The following is a 20,504-nucleotide window of genomic DNA, read 5'->3' as shown; positions in this document are numbered from 1 at the left end:
TCAGGGCGCCACCGATCCGCGGCTCACCAGCTGGCGGGCGATGACGCCTCGCTGGATCTCGTTCGTGCCCTCGCCGACGATCATCAGGGGGGCGTCCCGGAAGTAGCGCTCGACGTCGAACTCGGTGGAGTAGCCGTAGCCGCCGTGGATCCGGACCGCGTCCAGGGCGATCTGCATCGCCGCCTCCGAGGCGAAGAGCTTGGCCATGCCCGCCTCCATGTCGGCCCGCTCCCCGGAGTCGAACCGCCGGGCGGCGTGGAGCACGAGCTGGCGGGCCGCAGTGAGCTTGGTGACCATCTCGGCGAGGTAGTTGCCGATCGACTGGTGCTTCCAGATCGGCACCCCGAAGCTCTCACGCTCCTGGGCGTAACGCAGGGCGTCCTCCAGAGCGGCCCGCCCGACACCGAGCGCGCGCGAGGCCACCTGGATCCGGCCGATCTCCAGCCCGCGCATCATCTGCGCGAACCCGCGGCCCTCGTGCTCGCCGAGCAGGGCGGAGGTCGGCACGCGGAAGTCGTCGAAGGACAGCTCACAGCTCTCGACACCCTTGTAGCCGAGCTTGGGCAGGTCGCGCGAGAGCGTGAACCCGGGGCCCTTCTCGGCGAGCAGGATGCTCACGCCCTTGTGGGCGGGCTGCGCGGTCGCGTCCGTCTTGCACAGCAGGGCGACGAGGCCGGACCGGCGTGCGTTGGTGATCCACGTCTTGGAGCCGTTGACGACGTAGTGGTCGCCGTCTCGCCGGGCCGTGGTGCGCATCGCCTGCAGGTCCGAGCCGCCACCGGGTTCGGTGAGCGCCATCGTTGCGCGCAGCTCGCCGGTCGCCATCCGCGGCAGGTAGGAGTCTTTCTGCTCCTGGGTGCCGTGGTCGAGGATGAGCTTGGCCACCACGGTGTGACCGCCCATGGCGCCGGCCAGGCTCATCCAGCCGCGGGAGAGCTCTTCGGTGACCAGCGCGTAGCACGGGGTGCTCACCCGGACGTCGCCCCAGGGCTCGGGGATCGCGAGTCCGAAGATGCCGAGGTGCTTCATCTGCTCGATGAGCTTCTCGGGGTAGGTGTTCGTGTGGTCCAGCTCCTGGGCGACCGGCTTGACGTCCCGGTTCACGAAGTCCCGGACCGTCTCGACGACGGCCCGCTCCTCCTCGTTCAGTCCCTCCATGGGTGTCCTCTCTAGGCCGTGCGCGGTCAAGATCTGGGGTCGTCGGGGGTCAGAACCAGCGGCGCAGGATGTCCGCGGCGCGTGGCCAGGTGATCGCGGACGGGTCGACGTCGGTGCCGGCGAGGCAGTCGGCCACCTTGGTCGCCAGTTCCTCGCGGGTCGGCGGCCGGTCGGGTGAGCCGGGCGGCAGCCGGAGCCGTGCCTGCCGGACGGTGGCACCGGTGTGCACCTGCGCCTCGAGCTCGCCGGCGAGCAGCCAGTCGCCGCCCTCGGACAGCTCGACCTCGACGAGCTCGACGAGGCGCTGGGCCTCGGGACGGCGTACCGCCTCGTCGGTGAAGCTCGCGAAGCCCTGGTGCGTGTCGAGCAGGGCTGCCGCGGCCGCGTACTCGAGGCTGAACTTGGCCTGCAGCCCGGTCTGCGGCCGGTGGTGGGTCAGTGGCGCCACGGTGCCCCTGGGCGTGCGCAGCACGACCCGCGTGACCGTCGCCGGGTCGAGGCCGTCCCGGGCCAGGTCGGCCAAGGCGCTGATCGGGCGCTGCAGGGCGTAGCAGCACGGATAGACCTTGATAGCCAGCCCTCCCGGCACGGCCGGTCCGCCGAGGTCGAGGGCGGCCGGGTCCCCGCCGACGAGATCGATCCACTGCTCGAGGGCTCCGGGGTCGGCGGTGGCCCCTGCGGCAGCCAGCGCAGCGGCCCGCACCCCGGCCTCCGCGGCGAACCCCACCTGCAGCGACTTGGTGTCACTGCCGAATGCCAGCTGGACGCCACCTGCGGCCGGAAGGGCGAGGGCGATCGCGTCGGCGAGCCGGCCGGCGTCGAGGCCCAGCGCAGTCCCGGCCGCGACGGCGGCGGCCGGCGCGCCGGCGGTGCAGGTCGCGTGCCAGCCGGCTGAGTAGTGGGGCCAGCCGAGCGCCGTGCCGAGCCGTGCCATGACCCCCGCCCCGGCGAGGTAGGCACGCGCGTCGCCCCCGGTGGCGAGCGTCGACGGCACGCACACGACGCTGACATGGGTCGTCGAGGCCATGTGCAGGTCGTCGAAGTCGAGGACGTGGCCCGCGACCGCCCACCGCGCGGCGTCGGGGAGGTCGGAGGCAATCCGGGTGACGGGGTGCTCGCGCGCGGCGACGGCGACGGCGACGGTGTCGAGCAGCGCCCGGTCAGCCAGGGCGAGGTCGTCCGCAGTGGGCGTCAGGGACGCAGCCCAGTCGGCGAGCTCGTGGGCGGGGGAGGTCACGGCTGCTGCTCCTGCCGGGGGAGGGGGCGTCTGGGTCGTCCGCGAGGAGATCACCCGCACCCGAGGTCAGGGACGTCGTCCGGTCACCGAGCTCGCGGTTGGGCGGTCGCGAAATGTACGGCCATATTGCGGACCAAGTACGGCGCCAGTCAAGTGGGCGGGGCCCGGCGGCACAGCTCGGGTTGCGCCGTCCAGGTTCAACCCGGGTTGCGCCGCAGGCGAACGCGGTAGGAGTACCGGTCGGGGTTGAAGTGGCTGATCGCAAGCTCGACCGGAGTGCCGGCCGTGTCGAAGTACGTGCGGTCGATGCGGAGCACGGGCGTCCCCGCTTCGAGGTCGAGGGCCTCGGCGACCGCGTCCGGCGCCCGTGCGACGGTGATGCTCTGCTCGGCGTCCTGGATGGGCCGTGCAAGCGCCCGGTCCAGCAGGGCGATCACCGTGACCTGGCTCCGTGAACCCGGGGTGGAGAGCTCCGGCACCTCCCCGAGGCGGGCCGCGACGGGGGGAGGCAGGAAGACCACGGTGTGCGAGAAGGCCTCTCCTCGGTGCAACCTCACGAACACCGCGCGGGCCACGTGGTCGTCACCGAGCCGGAGCCGGCCGGCAGCTGTGGGGTCAACGACGTCCCGAAGGGGCTTCAACAGCTCCATCTGGCTGTCAGCCGAGAGCGCCATGAGGTCCTCGACCGAGCCGAACTGGCGCAGGTAGCGACCGTCCTCCTGGACGGCGAAGGTCCCCCTGCCCGGGGTGCGGGACACCAGTCCCTCGGCGACGAGGTCCTGGAATGCTCGCCGCACCGTTTGCCGGCTCACGCCGTACTCGAGGGCCAGTTCGGCCTCGGTGGGCAGCGCGACGCCGGCCGGGTACGTCCCGGCGAGCACCGCGTTGCGCAGCTCGTTCCTCAGTCGCCGGAAGGCCGGCTGCGCCTTGCCTGATGCCTGCACTGGCCACCCAGCCCTTCCCGAGGCGCCGCCACGTGTGTCCTGCCTGGCGAGCAGGATACGAGCCGGGCCGGCCCTCACGCCGAGCCGGCGTCCGCGCTCCCGGGCATCGGCGTCTCGAAGGCACGGATCAGCAGCGCCAGGGCGCTGTAGTAGCCGGCGACCATGACCACCTCCACCGCCTCGCGGGTGGAGAGAACGTCCATCAGCCGGGTCTCCAGCTCCCGGGAAGGCGGCCGCCCCGCCAGGAGCTCGCGGGTGAAGGCGGCGGCCAGGTCCGCGGCGCCGTGGGCGAGCCCCGCTTGCCCCGTCCGGATGAGCTCCAGCTCCGCCTCCGTCAGCAGCCCCTCCATGCGGGCCACGGCCGTGTGGGCGTACCACTCGTAGTCGGCCTGCCAGTGCTGCGCCACAGTGAGGATCACGGCCTCGGTCACGGTGCGGTCGAGCGTCGACCCGGTACGGATCGCGGTGCCGACCCGCTGCAGTGCATCGCCGATCTCGGGCGAGTGCGGTAGGCAGGAGAAGGGGCCCATGAGGTTGCCGGCCTCGTCGGCGACGACCGCAACGGCGCTCAGCCCCCGTCGTGCGTCCTGTATCGCCGCGACGAGCTCGCTGCCTCCGGTTGGAATGGGGGTTCCGGCGCTGATCTTCATGACAGTCCTCTCTTGCTGGGCTCGACTCCGCGCGGTGTCACGACGCGGGCCGGGGCCTCGGCCGACCGATTGGCACCCTAAGGGGCTGTAGCCCAAGAAGGGCGGCCCGCAACAGGAAGGCGATCGGGCGCGCACACTTCAGGTCCGACTGGCCATGGCAGCACCCGACCCTGTGCCCGGGTCCGTGGCGAATTCGCGGCGAAGTTCGCTCGTGAGCCGCGTCTCCGCTGGTGAGCGGACGGCATACGGCGTCCTGTAAATCCGTCGCCTTTGCGCATCGCAGGACGGTCCAGCGCGACGCGTCTAGCGAGCCGACTGCTTGTGCCCCCTTTGTGCTCCCGGAAGTTCACACCGTGCATTGGATGCACCCGGCGGAGTGTCTGCCGAGCACAGCGGCAGCCGATGCGGTGGGGCACGGAGGCCTTCGCAATGAGAAGGTCAGGGGTTCGAATCCCCTCAGCTCCACGATCGGGCACCCTGTCCGAACTGCGGAAATGTCGCAGCTTGGACGGGGTGTCTCGAAGTTTGGCCGCCGGGGTCGCGATCCGGGGGCACACGGGGGCACAAATCGGGGATCGCGACAGGCTTCCACCGCAGGTGGGGACGGGTGTTCATCTCACTTGAGCCTGCGCCGCACATTGGGGCCGCTGACTCGCGTCGGTGTGGTGCTCTCGTGGTCGACTACACGCCATGCCTGCCGCGAAGCCATTGAACGAGTGTCAGCTTGAGGTCCTGCACTGGATAGCTGCGGGGTGTCCGGGAAGAGGGCTAGCCGGATGAGTCGCTCAAGCACTCGGCGCGTGCCCTTCAGAGCCGAGGCCTGGCTCATGTGGTCCGGCGTCAAGGCGTCTGGGTCGCTGATAAACCGACGCGGGACGGTATTACGTTGCCCATGGTGGCTACCCGCCGGGCGTGAAGCGGCCTCCGCGGCCGGCCGGCCACACCCGTCCGGCGCGAGCCCCAACGGCGAGGACCGGTCGTGTCGAAGCGATGTCCCCGATTGTGCCGGGGCCGGCGGTCGAGATGGTGACAAGCCGACCCACGGAAGGTCAGTGGCTTCTTCTGCGCCTGTTTGCTGCCGACGGTCGCCTGGAGGTGGACACGCGCCAGAACAAGGACGCCCTCGACGAGCCTCGGGGCGCGCCGTCCCTGCCTGCGGGCCAAGTTCTCAAGGCTCGTGGTCGCGGCTGGGACCACCAGTTGATTGACTTCTGCGACAACCCGCGTGCAGTCGTGCCGGAGCGGGAGATCCATGTTCCATCGCGTCTGACAAGGCCGCATCCGGTTGCTCGCGCGTACCGCGACGTCCGGGACCACCACGAGGTATCCGCCTCAGCGCTGGCGCGCGACGCGCCTGGTCCACGCGCTGGCAACCATGGGGTACGACGTGCTACGCGGTGAGCGCACGCTGGGCGGGCAATTGCTCGCCATCTGTGACGGGCCGAGGTCCCGATCTGCATCTCAGAGAAGTCCGCGTCCAGGCCTGCTCAGCCACGATCCGCTTCAACCGGGCGTTCTCGGCCTCCAGCGCCTTCAGGCGTTGCGCCTCGTCCTCCTTCAGCCCCCCGTATCTGATCCGCCACCGGCAGAACGTCTGCTCACTGATCTCCAGCCGCTTGCACACGCCCGGGATCGTCGACCCCTGCGCCTGCAGCTTCTCCGCCCCCGCAGTTTCGCCACGATCTGCTCAGTCGTGTACCGCTTAGTCCCACCATCCGCCACCTCTATCAGCGCTCTCATCATCGGGGAGCACTCAGACAGCAGATGGACCGAAACTCGGGGCGCAACGCACCTCCGAAGCGGGACGAGAAAATTCCTCATGGGTATTGTGTCGTTAACAAATGTTCATTAATCTCGCGACATCTCGCAACGCCGTGGGCAGCGCAGCCTACGACGCGCACACAGTGGCCCATGCGCGCCCAGAGGAGTGAACATGTCCGAGACGGCCCCCCTTGAGTCTGGTGGCACAGGCCAGCGGCACGGCAGCCTTGCCCGCACGCTAAGCACCTTCGGAAACCTGGCGATCACCTACTCCGGTGTGGGTGCAGCCGCAGGTCTCTTCAGCCTCTTCGGCTTCTCGCTGGGCGTCAGCGGGGGCACGATGCTGTGGGGCTGGATCATCGTCGGCCTGTCCTGGGGCGTGCTGTCGCTGCTCTGGGCGGAGCTCGCCTCGCACTACCCCTACGCCGGAGCTGTGTACCAGTGGTCGGCGATCCTCGGCGGCCGCAGGGTCGGCTGGTGGGTGGGGTGGATCTATCTGTTCGGCGTGATCTTCACCCTCACCGGCTACTACTTCGTCCTGCCGGCCTCGATCGTCCCGCTGCTGGGCATCGAAGGCACCGAGGGCCAGGTCGTCGCCATGGCCGCGGTCTGTCTGATCGTGGCGTTCCTCGCCAACGCAGGCGGCATCACTATCCTTGGCCGCCTCAACAAGTACGGCGTCGCGCTCGAGATGGGCGTCTTCTTCGTCATCACGTTGCTGGTCATGGTCCTGGCGCCCCACCACCAGCCGCTGAGCATCATCAACGACACCCTCGGGACCTCGACAGACGGCTCGGGGTGGCTCAAGAACTTCCTCGGTGGCGGCATCTTCGTCTCGCTCTGGGTCATCTACTCGTTCGAGAACGGCGGCACCCTCGGTGAGGAGACGGTCGACGCGCACCGCAAGGCGCCGCGTGCAGTCCTCGGAGCCTGGGCGGTGACGTTCGTGGCCGGGTTGGTGTTCATCGTGGCGATCCTCATGGCCATCCCGGACCGTGCCACGATCAACACCAACGGGACCCCCGTCTCGGACGTTATGGCGTCCGCGCTCGGCGACCTGGGCAGCAGCGTCTATCTCATCGTGATCGCGTGCATCACTCTGCTCGGCGGCACAGCCTTCATGGCTGGCGCCGTTCGCCACGCGTTCAGCATGGCGCGCGACAACATGCTGCCCGCCTCCGGGGTGTTGAGCCGCACATCGACGCGGACGGCCGCGCCCATCGGCGCCATCATCGTCGTCACCGTCATCACGGCCCTGCCGCTGTTGGCCTCGAGCACCATCGTGGTCCTCGTCGCCGGTGCGGTGGCGGTCATGTACGTGGCGTACTTCCTCATGACGTCGGTCATGCTCGTCGCGCGGCTCAAGGGCTGGCCGCACCAGGCTGCTCCCTTTAGGCTCGGGCGCGCCGGCTTGGCCCTCAACATCTACGGCGTGCTCTTCAGCCTCGTCATGATGGTCAACTTGATGTGGCCGCGTGATGCGACCAACCCGGCCAAGGGCGGGCTACCCGTCGCATGGTGGCTGATCGGTCTTCCGTTGGTGCTCGGGGCCGTGTACTACGTGACGACCATCGCGCCGCGGCTGCGGCGAGGCGAGGGCCTCACGGACAGCGAAGAGGTCCTGCGCGAGCAGGCCGCCGGGACGCAGGTCAACTGACTGGTCACCCCGTTCTGCCGCCCCGACGGTCGATGTCTCGATCGAGCGTCGGGGCGGTATGTCGTGTGCGAGCCTAGATCGCGAGCAGCCGCTTCGCCAAGACCCAGTAGGCGTCCGCCACTTCGTCGGCGGAGGAAGGGCCGCCCGGCCGATACCACACGTTGACCCGGTCGCAGAGGGTGGTGATGGCCAGGGCCGTTGTGCGCGCGTCGGGGTACGCCGACGACCCGATCACCGATGAGGTGAGCGTGGTCAACAGGTCCAGGTGCACCCGCATACGGCCTCGAATGTCGCGCGACATCTCCGGGGGTAATGACTCCTGCATGGTGACCTCGTCGAGGACCAGGTCGTTGGCTCGGGCCACCTCGAGGTTCGTCAGTTGGTAGAGGACGTGCCGACGCACCAGGCCCTCCAGGCGTTCGACGTCCCCCTGCGAGGGGTCGTCCTGGCCGAGCACGTAGTTCTGGAACGCGTCCAGGGCCCAGGTCGAAGCGGCCACGAGCAGCTCTTCCTTCGACGCGTAGTGGTTGTAGATCGCGGGCGCCTTCAGCCCCACGTCTGCGGCGATCTGCTTGACCGTCGTGGCGGCGAACCCGCGCTCGCTGAAACGCCGAAGGGCGGCCTGGAGGAGGCGTTCCCGCGTGTGCTCAACGGTCTGGGTCATGACGCCTGCTTCCGCCGGAGAGGTTGTGAACGAATGTTCATACGAGATCCTAGGTGAGAAGGGTTGACAGTGCGGGCCATGCGACGCAAGATTAACGAACATTCATTAACCAAGGGAGGGTCAGTGCCTCGGATCGCCGTTGTCGGAGTCGGCCAGATGGGCCGCAGCGCGCTGTCCATCCTCGCGGAGAGCGACCCCATGGCGACGTTCGTGGCGTGTGACCGCCTCCAGGAGTCGGTCGACGCGGCCGTCGCCGTGGACCCCACGCGCATCACTGGGTGGGTGGGGGACGTGCTGGACGACACGCTGCCACTCGACGGTGTCGACGTGGTGCTCAACCTAGCGGGGCCGTTCTTCGTCGGTTCCGACGCCGTCGCCCGCGCCGCCATCACCCAGGGCATCTCCTACGTCGACGTGGGTGACGACGTCGAGTGCACGGACGCCATCCTGGCCCTGCACAAGAAGGCCGAGCGCGCGGGCGTCACGCTCGTGACCGGCGCCGGCCTCTCACCGGGCGTCTCGAACTGGATGGCCGCGAGGCTCCTCGACGAGCACCCCGACGCCGACGGCGTGGAGGTCGCCTGGGTGGTCCACGAGACCGACCCGGGCGGGCTGGCGCCCCTGCGCCACATGCTGCACATGGCGGTCTCGCCGTGCCCGGTCCTGCGCGACGGCCGCTGGGAGAGCTCCCCGGGGTTCGTCCCCGCGACCGCCGGTCGGTACCAGTTCCCCGAGCCCTTGGGCGAGGTGGAGGCCTACGACACGGCGCACCCCGAGCCGCGAACCCTGGCACGGCACTACCCACACCTGCGGTACGCCAGCTGCAAGGGGGCGTTGCTGCCCCAGTGGGCCAACCAGGCATTCTCGACGCTGGGCCAGATCGGCTTCGGCTACACCGACGTGAAGGTCGACGTCGGCGGCGTGCAGGTCGAACCCGCCGAGTTCCTCTGGCGGCTCATGTGGGAGCGCTACTCGCGACGGCCCGCTCGCGAGCGGCACGCCACGACCGCGGTCCTCGTCCAGGTCCTCCGCGGCGCAGACGTCCTGGGCGCACTGGCCATAAGCGACGACGAGGTGATGGCGCGCGGCACCGGCCTCGGGGCCGCCTGTGCCGTCACGACCCTGCTCGAGTCGGGTGCCCCGGCCGGCGCCTTCGGACCGGAGGTGCTTCCCCACGACCGGGCCCTGGCCCTCTTCGAGAAGCTCGCCTTCCGCGAAGGTGGCTACCGACAGGGTGTCATAGCCATGAAGCCCGCCACCGCGGCCTGAGCTGCCACCACGCCACGTGATCCAAGGGAGCCATCACATGCCCGCCACGACGCAACGCACCTACCGTGCCCTGCCCGGCGTCAGCGACGAGGTCTACGAGCAGGCCGTGAGCTTTCTCGACCGCCAGGCTGCGGACCTCATGCGTGGCGAGGTCACCTTGGCGATGCTCCAGGGTGGGGCGAGCAACGTGAACCTCGTGGTGGAGTCCGGCGGAGACCGCTACGCCCTGCGGCTGTGCGACGCCGACGCGGCGCGGTGGGGTGTGGACCGAGCCGCCGCCATCACGGCCCAGAACCAAGCCGCGCAGCTGGGGCTCGCCCCGCGGGTCCTCGCGTTCGAGCTGCCCCAGGGCGACTACCTCGCGGAGTTCATCCCGGGTTTCCAGCTCACGCCCGAGCTGCTGCGCGAGGAGCGGTATCTCGCGATGGTCGCCGGTGCGTGGCGCCGCCTCAACGTCAACAGCACGACATCGCGCACCTTCTCTCCCTTCGACGACGCCCGGACCTTCATCGACTGCGCCGACGCGGACGATGCGCCGCGACCGGAGCGCCTCGACGAGATGCTCGCCGCCCTGCTGCGGATCGAGTCGCTCTTCGTCAACCGGGACCTCCCGCAAGGCTTCTGCCACAGCGACTCGGTCCCCCAGAACTACCTGGTCGACGGCGAGGTCATCCGGCTCGTCGACTTCGACTACGCCGGGTACGGATGGACCGCGTTCGAGCTGGGCTCCCTCTGCTGCCAGGCGGAGCTCGACGACTGGCAGACCACGACGCTCCTCGAGACCTACGACCCCGACGCCGACGAGGGTCAGCGGGCCCGCGTCGAGCTGATGCGGTTCGTGGCCGGCATCCGCGAGGCCACCTGGGCCCTCATGGCGGAGCCGTACCTCGGCTACAAGACCAAGCCACTCGACGGCTGGACCTACGAAGGCCACGCGCAGCGCAACATCCGGCAGGCAGCCCAGGTCATCGACAGCGGCGCCTTCGACGACTACCTGCGACTCGCACGACAGCTCCGTCCGGGTGCACGGTGCTGACGTCGACCGGCGTCCGTGCCGGCATCGCGGACGAGCGGCCGTTCTCGTCCATCCCAGAGGCCTTGGCTCACTGGGCGAGCGTCCAGCCGGACGCGGTGGCCGTCGACGACGGCACCGAGGTCCTCACCTACGGCGACCTCAAGGACCGCGTCGAGAAGTGCGCACTGCGGCTTCGCGCCCTCGCCGTGCACCCGGGCGAGCGGGTCGTCATCGTCGGCCACAACTCCGTGGTCTGGGTGGTCGCCTACCTGTCCGTCCTGCACGCGGGAGCGGTCGTGGCGCCGGCCAACAACCGGCTAAGCCCGGCGCAGTTCGCCCAGCAGGTCGACCTCCTGGACGCCCGGCTCGTGCTGCACGACGCGGACCACCGACACCTCGCCGAGGACACCACCAGCGACCGCCGACTAGCGCTCGAGCTGGCGTCGCTGGCCCACGGCACGACCGCCGACGAGCGGCCGCCTTCAGGGGCGTCCGACCCGGACGCACCGGCCCTGATCAGCTTCACGTCGGGGACGACGGGGCTGCCCAAGGGTGCGGTCCTCACCTCGTCCGCACTCTTCGCCGGCTCCGCGGTCTTCGCGGACTACCTGTCCAGCTCCCCGGCTGACAGCACGCTCGTCCTCGTCCCGCTCTTCCACAACACCGGCTTCGTCGACCAGCTCGGGCACATGCTCGTCTGCGGCGGGCGCACCAACCTGCTGCCGAAGTTCCGCACCGCCGACGCCACGGCAGCACTGGCGCGCCAACCGGTCACCTTTGTGACGGCCGTCCCGTCGATCATCCGACTCCTCATGGTGGCGGAGGGGGCCGATGAGGCCCTGTCCCACGCTCGGGTGGTGCTCTTTGGCGGCAGCCCCATGCCTGCGGCCTGGAGCCAAGAGCTCATGGACCGCTGGGCGGGGCTCAGGTTGGTGCACGGGTACGGCCTCACCGAGTTCACGTCGGCGTGCAGCTTCCTGCCCCACGAGTACATGCTCACCGACGGCGAGTCGGTCGGCTTCCCCGCCCCGGACGTGGAGCTCCGCATCACCGATGACACCGGCAGCCCGGCTCCCGCGGGGCACGTCGGCGAGGTCTGGGTCGCTGGTCCCACCCGGATGAGTGGGTACTGGCGCCAGCCGGAGCTCACCGCCGCGAAGACCTCGGGCGCGTGGCTGCGCACCGGGGACCTGGGGTTCCGGGACGAGCGTGGCCTCCTGTGGCTGACCGGGCGTGTCGACGACATCATCAACCGCGGTGGGGAGAAGGTCCTTCCCGCGTTCGTCGAGTCCTGCCTCGCAGATGTCCCCGCCATCGCGCAGGCCGCCGTCTTCGGCGTCGAGGACCCCATCCTCCAGCACCGCATCGCGGCCGCCATCGAGCTCCGTGCCCACGCCACCTTCGACGAGGTGTCGGCCGTCCGGCAGCTCGCATCGAGGCTGCCCGACTACGCCGTCCCGGAGCAGTGGTACGTCGTGGAGACCCTTCCCCGCACCGCTTCCGGCAAGGTCGACCGCCGGGCAGCCCGCCAGCTCCTCTCTTCCACCCTCCAGGAGAACCCGTGAATCGCCGCCCGTACCAAGTCATCGTCATCGGCGCCGGCGGCGCCCAGGCGCAGGCCATGCTCGCCGCGGCCGCCCGAGGCACGGACGTGTCCACCTGGCTGGCCGTCGACCGACGCTGGCGCGAGGAGGCCCGTGCTGCGACCGAGGCGTTGGGCATCACCACCCGCGAGGTGGACCCTCTCGAGGACGCCGTCGCGCTGAAAGCGCTTCTGTCGGAAGGCGCCATCGTCGCCAATCTCGCAGGTCCCTACTACCGCACCGGCACCCAGGTCCTCGACGCGGCGATCGAAACCCGCACGACATACCTCGACATCTGCGACGACGCCGACGTCACCTTGCCCATGCTGGAGAGGGCGGAGGCCGCCCGGGCAGCAGGGGTGACCGCCGTGATCGGGATGGGGTCGTCTCCCGGGACCACCAACATCCTCATCCGTGCCGCGGTCGACTACCTCGGGCCCGTAGAGGACGTCGAGATCGCCTGGACCGTCGACGTCGCCGACATCACCGACGCCGCGATCCGGCACTTCTGGCACTGCTTTAACCTCGTGGAGCAGGACGGCACGACCCACCCCGTGCCGGCGTGGGACGAGCTGAACACGAAGTCAGTCGACTTCCCGGGCACCGTCGGTTCGCAGACCGTCGCGCGCCTCGCCCACCCCGAGCCCTTCACGGCTCCGCTGTTCCTGCCCGTGCAGCGCGCGGTCAACCACGGTGCGATCACCCCGCTCGACGCGATGCGGACGGCCTGGGCACTGGCCTACGCGGTCGACCCGCAGCGCGCTCACGCCTCGACAAGCACGGTGGACGCGGCCGTCGCCGTCTTCTCCAGCTACCGCGACACCCGCCCCGCCGGTCCGCGGATCGGCAGCGGCCTCCAGATCGACGTGCACTCCAACGGCAACGGGCTGCGCTTCGCCTCCGGGGGGGTCACGCCGATGGAGGAGGCCACCGGGGTGCCGGCCGCAGCGGGCCTGGTGATGCTCCTCGACGGCGAGGTGACCGACGCGGGTGTGCTCGCTCCTGAGTCACTGTCGCCGGCCGCCTTCTTCACGGCCCTGCGCCGGGTCAGCCTCGGTGGGGGAGGCCTCGAGCTCTACGAGCTCGTCGACGGCCGGGTCGGTGAGCGGGTCCGCATCCGCGACCTTATCGCCGCCCGCGCGGGTCAGGCAGGCTGACATGGCGAACCTGACCGGACTCAGCGCCCTCGTCACGGGCGGCAACCGCGGCCTGGGCTTCGCCATCGCGCAGAGGCTCGTCCATGACGGCGCCGACTTGGTCATCGTCGGCCGCAACGCCGACTCCGTCGACCTCGCAGCGGAGAAGTTGCGCGCCCATGGTCGGGTGCGCGGCGTCGTAGCCGACGTCTCCACAGAGGACGGCCTGCGCGACCTGTTCGCCCAGGCCGACGAGTTCGGCTCCCGGCTGGACATCCTCGTCAACAACGCGGGGATCGCCGACGAAGCCGCCTTCGGCGACGTGACCCGCGCGAACTGGGAGCGGGTCATCGCCGTGAACCTGTCGGCTCCGTTTTTCCTAGCCCAGCAGGCGGCGAGCCGTATGACGGCCGGCGGGGCCATCGTCAACATCACCTCCATCGACGCGTATGGCGCCGACGGCCCCTTCTCCAGCTACGTCGCCGCGAAGGCCGGCCTGATCGGGCTGACCAAGGCGGCAGCCGTCGAGCTGGCTCCGCGCGGGATCCGCGTCAACGCCGTCAGCCCCGGGTGGACGCTCACCGACATGGCAGCCGAAGCGACCAGCGAGGCGATGCTGGCCCACATGCGCGGCGACTTCAGCCGCGTGCCCCTGCGTCGTCTCCTCACTCCCGAGGAGATCGCCTCAGCGGTGGCCTACCTGGTCTCGCCAGAGGCCTCGGGCGTCACCGGGGTCGACCTCATCGTCGACGGTGGGACCCTCGCGAACCTGTACATTCTCGAGACGCTTCCCGAGGAGTCGTCGTGACCGCCCGGATCGCGATCATCGGCGCGGGTGTCGCCGGCTGCGGCGCCGCCCGACGCGCCGCGGAACTCGGCGCGGACGTCACGGTGATCGAGCAGAACCACCCGGGCACGGGCTCGTCGGGGCGCAGCGCCGGGGTCTACAACATCCAGACCCTGGATCCCCTCGACGTGGAGATCCGCATCCGCGCTCGGGAGCTGTTCTTCCGGCTCGAGAAGGACCGCGACCTGCACCTCTCGCGGATCGGCAACGTCCGCATCGCCACCGAGGAGAGCCAGCTGCCTCGCCTCCAGGAGGTCATCGACCTTCAGCACCGGCTCGGGGCCGACGACTCGGCCCTGCTCGACCGGGACGGGCTGCAGCGGCTCGTGCCCGACCTCAACGTGACAGGCCTGGCCGGCGGACTGCTGGGGCCGCACGACGGGCACCTGGACGGCCAGCAGCTGTGCGACGCGCTTCTCGCCGAGGCGACGGACCACGGCGCCACCCTCCGGAGTCGGACCAAGGTCACCGGCCACCACGTCACGCCGGACGGGCACCACGCCTTGCAGCTCAACGGCGAGGAGCACGGCTTCGACGTCGTCGTCAACGCGGCAGGCGGATGGGCCGGGCAGGTGGGGAACCTTCTCGGTCACCAGGTCCCGCTGCTCCCACAGGTCCACGAGGTCGTCCAGGTCAAGCTTCCTCGTCAGCTCGACTACGTCGTGCCCATGGTGAATCTCTACATGCCGGGGCAGGCCGGGGAAGCGCTCTACTTCCGCCAGGACGGCCCCGACTCGCTCATCGCCGGGATGCACACCTACACGGTGCTGGACCACATCGCGGTCGCCGACCCGGACGACTACCGGGCGAAGGTGTCCGAGGAGTACCTGTACGAGGTCGCGGAGGCCCTAACCGAGCGGTTCTTGGTGGACGACCTCGGCTTCAAGCCTGGCTGGACCGGCATCTACCCCTTGAGCCCGGACAGCAGGTTCATCCTCGGTCCGGAGAGCGACTCGACCGTCGTCACCTGTGCAGGGCTCGGCGGAGTTGGCGTGACCATGGGAGCCATCGCCGGCGCGACCGCCGCGGAATGGGCCCTGGAGGGCGCACCGACGACCGTCCCCTCGATCACCGCACTGCGCCCCGATCGCCCTTCCCTCGCCGCGTTCCGAACCCAGCCAACCAAGAATGAGGTGCGAGCATGACCGTGCTCCTGACCAACGACGACGGCTACAAGAGCGACGGACTCACGGCTGCACGGGACGCATTGCTCGCCGCCGACCTCCGCGTGGTGACCGTGGCGCCGGACGGTCCTCGCAGCGGGGGGTCGCGCGCGGCCACGTTCCGTCGGCCCGTCCGCTTCGACCTGGTCAACGACGACGCCACCAACCCGGTCTACGCGTGCGACGGGACGCCCGTCGACTGCGTCCGGGTGGCCCTGATGAGCGACCTCGTCCCGGACGTCAAGGTCGTCGTCTCCGGCATCAACGAGGGCGCGAACCTCGGCGACGACACGACGTACTCGAGCACCGTGGGCGCGGCGGTGGAGGGCGCACTGCTCGGCGTCGGAAGCATCGCCGTCTCCCAGCAGTCGCGCGACCGCCGCTTCCGGCTGGTGGACCGCGAAGGCTACGACTGGGACGTCGCGGGCGTCGTCACCGCCGAGCTGGCCCTGGCCGCCTGCGCCGAACCGCTTCCAGCCAGGACGATCGTCAACGTCAACGTCCCCGGCTCAGCGCCGGAGAACCCCACACGGGTCGTACGGCTGGGCCGAAGGGCCTACCGCCGCGGAGGCCTGGAGGAAGGCCGCAACGAGCACGGCCACGGGTTCTTCACCTTCCACGTCAACGACGAGGAGGATCCGCCCATCCACGTCGAGCCCGACACCGACTTCGACGCCCTGGACCACGGAGCGGTGGCCCTCACGCCACTGTCGCTCGCGTGGGGAGAGGGCATGCCGTTCAAGGAGATTCGCAGCTGGACGGAAGCCCAGGCGAGCCGCATTGACCATCGGCTGGGTCTGGCTCCGTGACGACGCACGAGGCGGACGGGCAGCGTCCTGTCGCAGTGGTCACGGGTGCCGCCGGCGCACTGGGGAGCTGCATCGTCCAGTCCCTGGCCCGGAGTGGCTATCACGTCGTCGGCCTCGACCGTGACGAGGCCGCACTGGAGCAGGCCCACGCCGTATGGCGCGAAGCCGGCCTCGTCTCCACCGGCACCAAGACGGTCGACCAGACCGACCGGGGGGCCGTCGAGAGTGCGTTCGCCGAAATCCGGGAGGAGCTCGGACGGATCGACGGCCTGGTCGCCAACGCCGGCTACGCGAAGTTCAGCTCGATCCTCGACATGCCCGCCGCCACCTGGCAGAGGCACGTCGACGTCAACCTCAACGGCACCTTTCACATGCTCCAGGTGTCCGCCCAGGCCATGGCAACCGCGCGACGAGGAGGCTGGATCACCCTGATCTCCTCCAACCTGTCGACCACCCACAGCGACCAGGTCGGCGCCTACTGCGTCACCAAGGCGGCGCTCAACCACCTGGCCCAGTCGGCGGCGGCCGAGCTCGGCGTGCACCGGATCCGCGTCAACGTCGTCCTGCCCGGAGTCGTCGAGACCGCGATGACCAGCGGCATGCTGACGCAGCCTGGCGTCCGCGACGGCCTGCTGGCGCTCACACCACTCGGGCGCCTCGGCGCCGCGGCGGACGTCGCCGACGCCGTCGCCTACCTTGCTTCCCCCCAGGCCTCCTGGATCACGGGCGCGCAGCTCGTGGTCGACGGCGGCCAGTCGATCTACGGCCAGCCCGCTTGGCTGAGGCAGGACCGCACGGTCCCGCACGAGCCCGACTGGGTGACCGGTTACCCCTCATGACCGAGAACGTCCACGAAAGGAACACCACCATGACCACAATCGACTGGGGCCGCGTCAGCAAAGGCGTCGCCCGCGAGAACGAGAAGATGATCTGGCGCCCGTACGGCCTGCCGACCATCCTCGACCTCGAGCACTCTGGCTTCCACGACGCGCCGATCTCGACCCCCTGGGACATTCCGGAGAAGCTGGCGGTCTCCGTCGCCATCACCGGGGCGTTCTTCCAGCACAGCCAGAACCCGAACCAGCCGATTGCGCCGGACGACATCCTCGACTCGGCTCGCGAGGTGGCCCGCGCCGGCGCGAGCACCGTGCACATTCACGTTCGTGACGACAACGGCTACAACGTGCTTTCTCCGGAGCGCTTCCACCACGTCATCGACCCGCTCCACGAGGAGTTCCCGTCCCTGGTCGTGGACGGCTGCCTCGTCCCCGCCCTCGACGGGGAGTGGGACCTGATGAAGCAGGTGCTCGACAGCGGACTGCTCGACGCCGCGCCCATCAACACCACGGCCACGTTCATCGGGGACTCACTCTTCGTGAAGCCCGCGCCGGTGATGATCGAGAAGGTCCGCCTCATCAACGAGGCCGGGGCCGTCCCGGAGATCGCGGTCTACACCGACGCGGACGTCTCCAACGCCGACAGGTTCCTCATCAAGCCGGGCCTGATCCAGACCCCGGCCGTGTGGCTCGTCCTTCCCGCGCTGCCTGGCTGCAGCCCCATGGAGAACCCGCGCCAGATGATCGACGGCCTCACCCGCACCGTCTCGGCCATCAAGGACATCGACCCGGACGCCTTCATCATGGTGTGTGCCGCCGGCCGGGCGTCGACCCACGTCGCCACCCTCGCCGCCCTAATGGGCCTGCACATCCGGGTCGGCATGGAGGACACGTACTGGCTCTACCCGCACCGCGACGACAAGATCCAGAGCAACCTCCAGGCGCTCCGGATGGGTCAGCTGATCGCTGAGGTCACCGGACGCCCCGTGGCCACGCCCGAGGAGTACCGGGCCATGCTCGGGGCGCCCGAGCGCAGCCATGCCGCCGAGCCCGTCAGCGCGGGATGACCGACCACGCGCCCGGTGCCGTCCTCGTCACCGGGGCGGCATCGGGCATCGGCCGGGCGACGGCAATCCTCGCCGCACAGCGCGGCTACGACGTGCTCGCGCTAGATCGGGACGACGCCGGCCTCGATCGGCTGGCCGCGGACGTCAAGGAGCAGAACGAGTCCGCTCACGTGGTCACGGTCCGGGCCGACGTCACCGACGACGCTTCCCTCGCGGCAGCGGTCACGGAAACGCGCCAGGACCGGGCGCCGCTGACGGCCGCAGTCTCGTGCGCGGGGATTGAGGTCCTCGACGACATCCTGTCGTTGAGCGCGGCGGACTGGCAGCGCTGCCTCGACGTCAACCTGACCGGCACCTTCAACACAGTCCGGGCCGCGCTTCCCGAGCTGCTCGAGACGCGTGGCGCCGTCGTCATGGTCGCGTCCGATGCCGGCATCACCGGCGCCACGGGCTACGCCGCATACTGTGCCTCGAAGCATGGCGTCGTGGGACTCATGAAGGCCATCGCGCTCGACCTCGGACCACGCGGCATACGGGTGAACGCGGTGGCGCCTGGGTTCGTCGAAACGCCGATGGCTGAGCGCATCTTCGACGGCGACCGGGCGAGCTGGGAGTACTACCAGGGCACGGTGCCGCTGGGCCGATTCGCCCATCCCGAGGAGGTGGCTAAGGCCGTGCTCCACCTCGCAGGTGAGGAGTCGAGCTACGTCACCGGCGCGGTTCACAGCGTGGACGGCGGCTCCACCGCTGGCTACTTCACCAACACTGAAAGGTTTTGAGCTGCATGACCACCTTCCGCGTCACCAACCCGGCCACGGGGGAGACGGAGAGCGAGTTCCCGTCGTTGACGGCCGCCGAGCTCGAGGACGCCCTCGACCGTGCCGCGGCCGCCTACGAGGTATGGCGCCCAACGCCGCTGACGGAGCGGGTGCAGGTGCTGCGCAGCTTCGCCCAGCTCATCGAAGAGCGGCGTGACGAGCTGGCACTCGTCATCTCGCGCGAGATGGGCAAGCGGGTCGTCGACGCGAAAGGTGAGCTGCAGTACGGGATCGACATCCCGAGCTACTACGCCGACCACGCCGAGGAGTTCCTCGCCGACGAGGTGCGGGAGAGCACGTCGGCCGGTCGCGCCGTCGTCCGGAAGACGCCGGTGGGCATGCTGCTCGGCGTCATGCCGTGGAACTACCCGTACTACCAGGTGGTCCGGTTCGCTGCCCCTAACCTCGCGGCGGGAAATGTCGTGCTGGTCAAGCACGCGCCGCAGTGCCCCGAGTCGGCGGTGCTCATCGAGGAGCTGTTCCGTGAGGCCGGGCTGCCGGACGGGGCATACACCAACCTCTTCGCGACCCATGAGCAGGTGGAGCGGGTGATCGCCGACCCGCGGCTGCGCGGGGTCTCGGTCACAGGGAGCGAGCGGGCGGGGTCGGCCGTGGCCAGCTTCGCCGGCAAGCACCTCAAGAAGGTCGTGCTGGAGCTGGGTGGGTCCGACCCGTACCTCGTCCTGGAGACGGACGACCTGAAGGACGTCGTCTTCCAGTGCACGAAGGCGCGGCTGAGCAATGCCGGGCAGTCCTGCAATGCCGGCAAGCGCTTCATCGTCGCCGACCACCTGTACGACGACTTCGTCACGGAGTTCACGCGCAGCATGGCCGCCATGCAGCCGGGGGACCCTCGGTCCGACGACGCCGCCTTCGGTCCTCTGGTGTCGAGGGATGCTGTCGCTGAGCTGAGCGCCCAAGTGCAGGACGCGCTGGACAAGGGGGCGATGGCCCAGACCGGTGGCGAGCCCCTGGACGGTCCCGGTGCCTACTTCCCGCCCACCGTCCTCACCGGGGTCGAGCCCGGTATGCGCGCGTACCAGGAGGAGCTGTTCGGGCCGGTCGCCGTCGTGCACAGGGTGGCCGACGTCGACGCCGCCGTGGCGCTGGCCAATGACTCGCCCTACGGGTTGGGCGCCGCGGTCTTCCACTCCGACCCGGACGTCGCCGTCGAGGTGGCGAACCGGCTGGAGACCGGGATGGTCTGGATCAACGAGCGTGAAGGCGGGGGAGCCTCGCTGCCCTTCGGCGGCACCAAACGGTCAGGGTTCGGTCGTGAGCTGGGCCCGGATGGGTTCGGTGAATTCCTGAATCGGAAGTTGATCCACATCCCCGCGTAACGAGCCACCGGCCAGCCCAATGAGCTCAGGTAGGCCCACGGACTAAGGAGATGCACGGACAAGGTGACGGCCATCACGGCCTGCACCGGTGCGCCCGGCCTGGTCTTCATTGAGAACGCCGAGATCTACGATCCACCCGCGCGTGGCCCGCTCCCCCAGCGTCCCCTGCGCCGTCAGTTCCCTCAAGGTCGCCGCGGTGCTTGTGGCCCGTTAGTGGCCCATCCTGGCGCCCGTGGATTCACGCCACAGGAGTCGCAACCGCGCGCGCCCGCCTACTGCGAGCCGCCCCTGATCTGCTCACCCGACGTCGGAGCTCGCCAAAAAGGTCAAGCCTGCCACGAACCGTCGGCGTTCGGATCTTCAGGCGGAGGCGAATGGGCAGGCGGAGCCGGAGCCGGTGTGCAGGCCCTGCCTGCGACGTCTCGTGCAACATCGCCGGAGCCGATCCCTCGTCTGGTCAAGTCCTCGGGAGTGGTGTACGACGGGTGATCCTTCGTCGTTGTAGTTCAGGCGGTGATCGCCTGGATGGTGGTCAGTTCGTTGCTCACCT

At 69.7% G+C, this 20,504-nt stretch carries 18 protein-coding genes; 12 read left to right on the top strand and 6 right to left on the bottom strand.

From position 1 onward, the window contains the following. The 5 genes from ACFUC1_RS09635 to ACFUC1_RS09615 form a co-directional block, all read right to left on the bottom strand. Complete coding sequence (locus ACFUC1_RS09635; protein ID WP_379119055.1) at window positions 1-1,158, bottom strand: acyl-CoA dehydrogenase family protein; 1,158 nt, start codon at window positions 1,156-1,158, stop codon at window positions 1-3. Window positions 1,159-1,207: 49 nt separating this feature from the next. Beyond that, window positions 1,208-2,395 carry an MmgE/PrpD family protein gene (locus tag ACFUC1_RS09630; RefSeq protein WP_379119053.1) on the bottom strand — a complete coding sequence of 396 codons (1,188 nt, stop codon included), beginning with the start codon at window positions 2,393-2,395 and terminating at the stop codon, window positions 1,208-1,210. Window positions 2,396-2,592: 197 nt separating this feature from the next. Further along, entirely contained in the window at window positions 2,593-3,339 is a 747-nt protein-coding gene (locus tag ACFUC1_RS09625; protein WP_379119051.1) for a GntR family transcriptional regulator, read from the bottom strand. A 74-nt stretch (window positions 3,340-3,413) separates the two neighbouring features. Then, the gene (locus ACFUC1_RS09620; RefSeq protein ID WP_379119049.1) at window positions 3,414-3,989 is read right to left on the bottom strand and encodes a carboxymuconolactone decarboxylase family protein; all 576 of its coding nucleotides are present in this window, start codon (window positions 3,987-3,989) and stop codon (window positions 3,414-3,416) included. A gap of 1,390 nt (window positions 3,990-5,379) precedes the next feature. Then, complete coding sequence (locus ACFUC1_RS09615) at window positions 5,380-5,643, bottom strand: transposase (protein ID WP_379119093.1); 264 nt, start codon at window positions 5,641-5,643, stop codon at window positions 5,380-5,382. Between the two features lie 279 nt (window positions 5,644-5,922). On the opposite strand from ACFUC1_RS09615, the gene ACFUC1_RS09610 reads away from it, so the two are divergent. Beyond that, window positions 5,923-7,407, top strand: a complete 1,485-nt coding sequence (locus tag ACFUC1_RS09610; RefSeq protein ID WP_379119047.1) for an APC family permease — start codon at window positions 5,923-5,925, stop codon at window positions 7,405-7,407. A gap of 73 nt (window positions 7,408-7,480) precedes the next feature. Here the strand turns inward: ACFUC1_RS09610 and ACFUC1_RS09605 are convergent, their stop codons facing one another. Further along, window positions 7,481-8,071: a TetR/AcrR family transcriptional regulator gene (locus tag ACFUC1_RS09605; RefSeq protein WP_379119045.1), complete on the bottom strand. Its 591-nt coding sequence runs from the start codon at window positions 8,069-8,071 to the stop codon at window positions 7,481-7,483. A 123-nt stretch (window positions 8,072-8,194) separates the two neighbouring features. Between ACFUC1_RS09605 and ACFUC1_RS09600 the strand changes: the two genes are divergently transcribed. From ACFUC1_RS09600 to ACFUC1_RS09550, 11 genes are read left to right on the top strand one after another with little or no spacing between them, the layout of a single operon-like run. Further along, complete coding sequence (locus ACFUC1_RS09600; RefSeq protein WP_379119043.1) at window positions 8,195-9,340, top strand: saccharopine dehydrogenase family protein; 1,146 nt, start codon at window positions 8,195-8,197, stop codon at window positions 9,338-9,340. Between the two features lie 37 nt (window positions 9,341-9,377). Then, window positions 9,378-10,376, top strand: coding sequence for a phosphotransferase (locus tag ACFUC1_RS09595; protein ID WP_379119041.1), 999 nt, complete (start codon window positions 9,378-9,380; stop codon window positions 10,374-10,376). Further along, entirely contained in the window at window positions 10,370-11,920 is a 1,551-nt protein-coding gene (locus ACFUC1_RS09590; RefSeq protein ID WP_379119039.1) for a class I adenylate-forming enzyme family protein, read from the top strand. Before ACFUC1_RS09595 ends, ACFUC1_RS09590 begins: the two co-directional genes overlap by 7 nt. Continuing rightward, window positions 11,917-13,095, top strand: a complete 1,179-nt coding sequence (locus tag ACFUC1_RS09585) for a saccharopine dehydrogenase family protein (protein ID WP_379119037.1) — start codon at window positions 11,917-11,919, stop codon at window positions 13,093-13,095. The genes ACFUC1_RS09590 and ACFUC1_RS09585 overlap by 4 nt, the downstream gene beginning before the upstream one ends. A 1-nt stretch (window position 13,096) precedes the next feature. Then, on the top strand, window positions 13,097-13,882 hold the full coding sequence (locus ACFUC1_RS09580; protein ID WP_379119035.1) for an SDR family NAD(P)-dependent oxidoreductase: 786 nt from the start codon (window positions 13,097-13,099) through the stop codon (window positions 13,880-13,882). Beyond that, window positions 13,879-15,066, top strand: a complete 1,188-nt coding sequence (locus tag ACFUC1_RS09575) for an NAD(P)/FAD-dependent oxidoreductase (RefSeq protein ID WP_379119033.1) — start codon at window positions 13,879-13,881, stop codon at window positions 15,064-15,066. The genes ACFUC1_RS09580 and ACFUC1_RS09575 overlap by 4 nt, the downstream gene beginning before the upstream one ends. After that, window positions 15,063-15,893 (top strand): 5'/3'-nucleotidase SurE, encoded by an 831-nt coding sequence (surE, locus tag ACFUC1_RS09570; RefSeq protein ID WP_379119031.1) that lies wholly within the window; start codon window positions 15,063-15,065, stop codon window positions 15,891-15,893. Before ACFUC1_RS09575 ends, surE begins: the two co-directional genes overlap by 4 nt. Then, on the top strand, window positions 15,890-16,732 hold the full coding sequence (locus ACFUC1_RS09565) for an SDR family NAD(P)-dependent oxidoreductase (RefSeq protein ID WP_379119029.1): 843 nt from the start codon (window positions 15,890-15,892) through the stop codon (window positions 16,730-16,732). The genes surE and ACFUC1_RS09565 overlap by 4 nt, the downstream gene beginning before the upstream one ends. 29 nt (window positions 16,733-16,761) lie before the next feature. Then, complete coding sequence (locus ACFUC1_RS09560) at window positions 16,762-17,796, top strand: 3-keto-5-aminohexanoate cleavage protein (RefSeq protein WP_379119027.1); 1,035 nt, start codon at window positions 16,762-16,764, stop codon at window positions 17,794-17,796. Then, window positions 17,793-18,575, top strand: a complete 783-nt coding sequence (locus ACFUC1_RS09555) for an SDR family NAD(P)-dependent oxidoreductase (RefSeq protein WP_379119025.1) — start codon at window positions 17,793-17,795, stop codon at window positions 18,573-18,575. Before ACFUC1_RS09560 ends, ACFUC1_RS09555 begins: the two co-directional genes overlap by 4 nt. Before the next feature lie 5 nt (window positions 18,576-18,580). Then, a complete protein-coding gene (locus ACFUC1_RS09550; RefSeq protein ID WP_379119024.1) occupies window positions 18,581-19,954 on the top strand; it encodes an NAD-dependent succinate-semialdehyde dehydrogenase in 1,374 nt (457 codons plus the stop codon). Window positions 19,955-20,504: the final 550 nt, after the last annotated feature.

It is taken from the genome of Pedococcus sp. NPDC057267, assembly GCF_042668795.1.
GTDB lineage: Bacteria > Actinomycetota > Actinomycetes > Actinomycetales > Dermatophilaceae > Pedococcus.
This window is presented reverse-complemented; position numbering and strand designations above follow the sequence as displayed.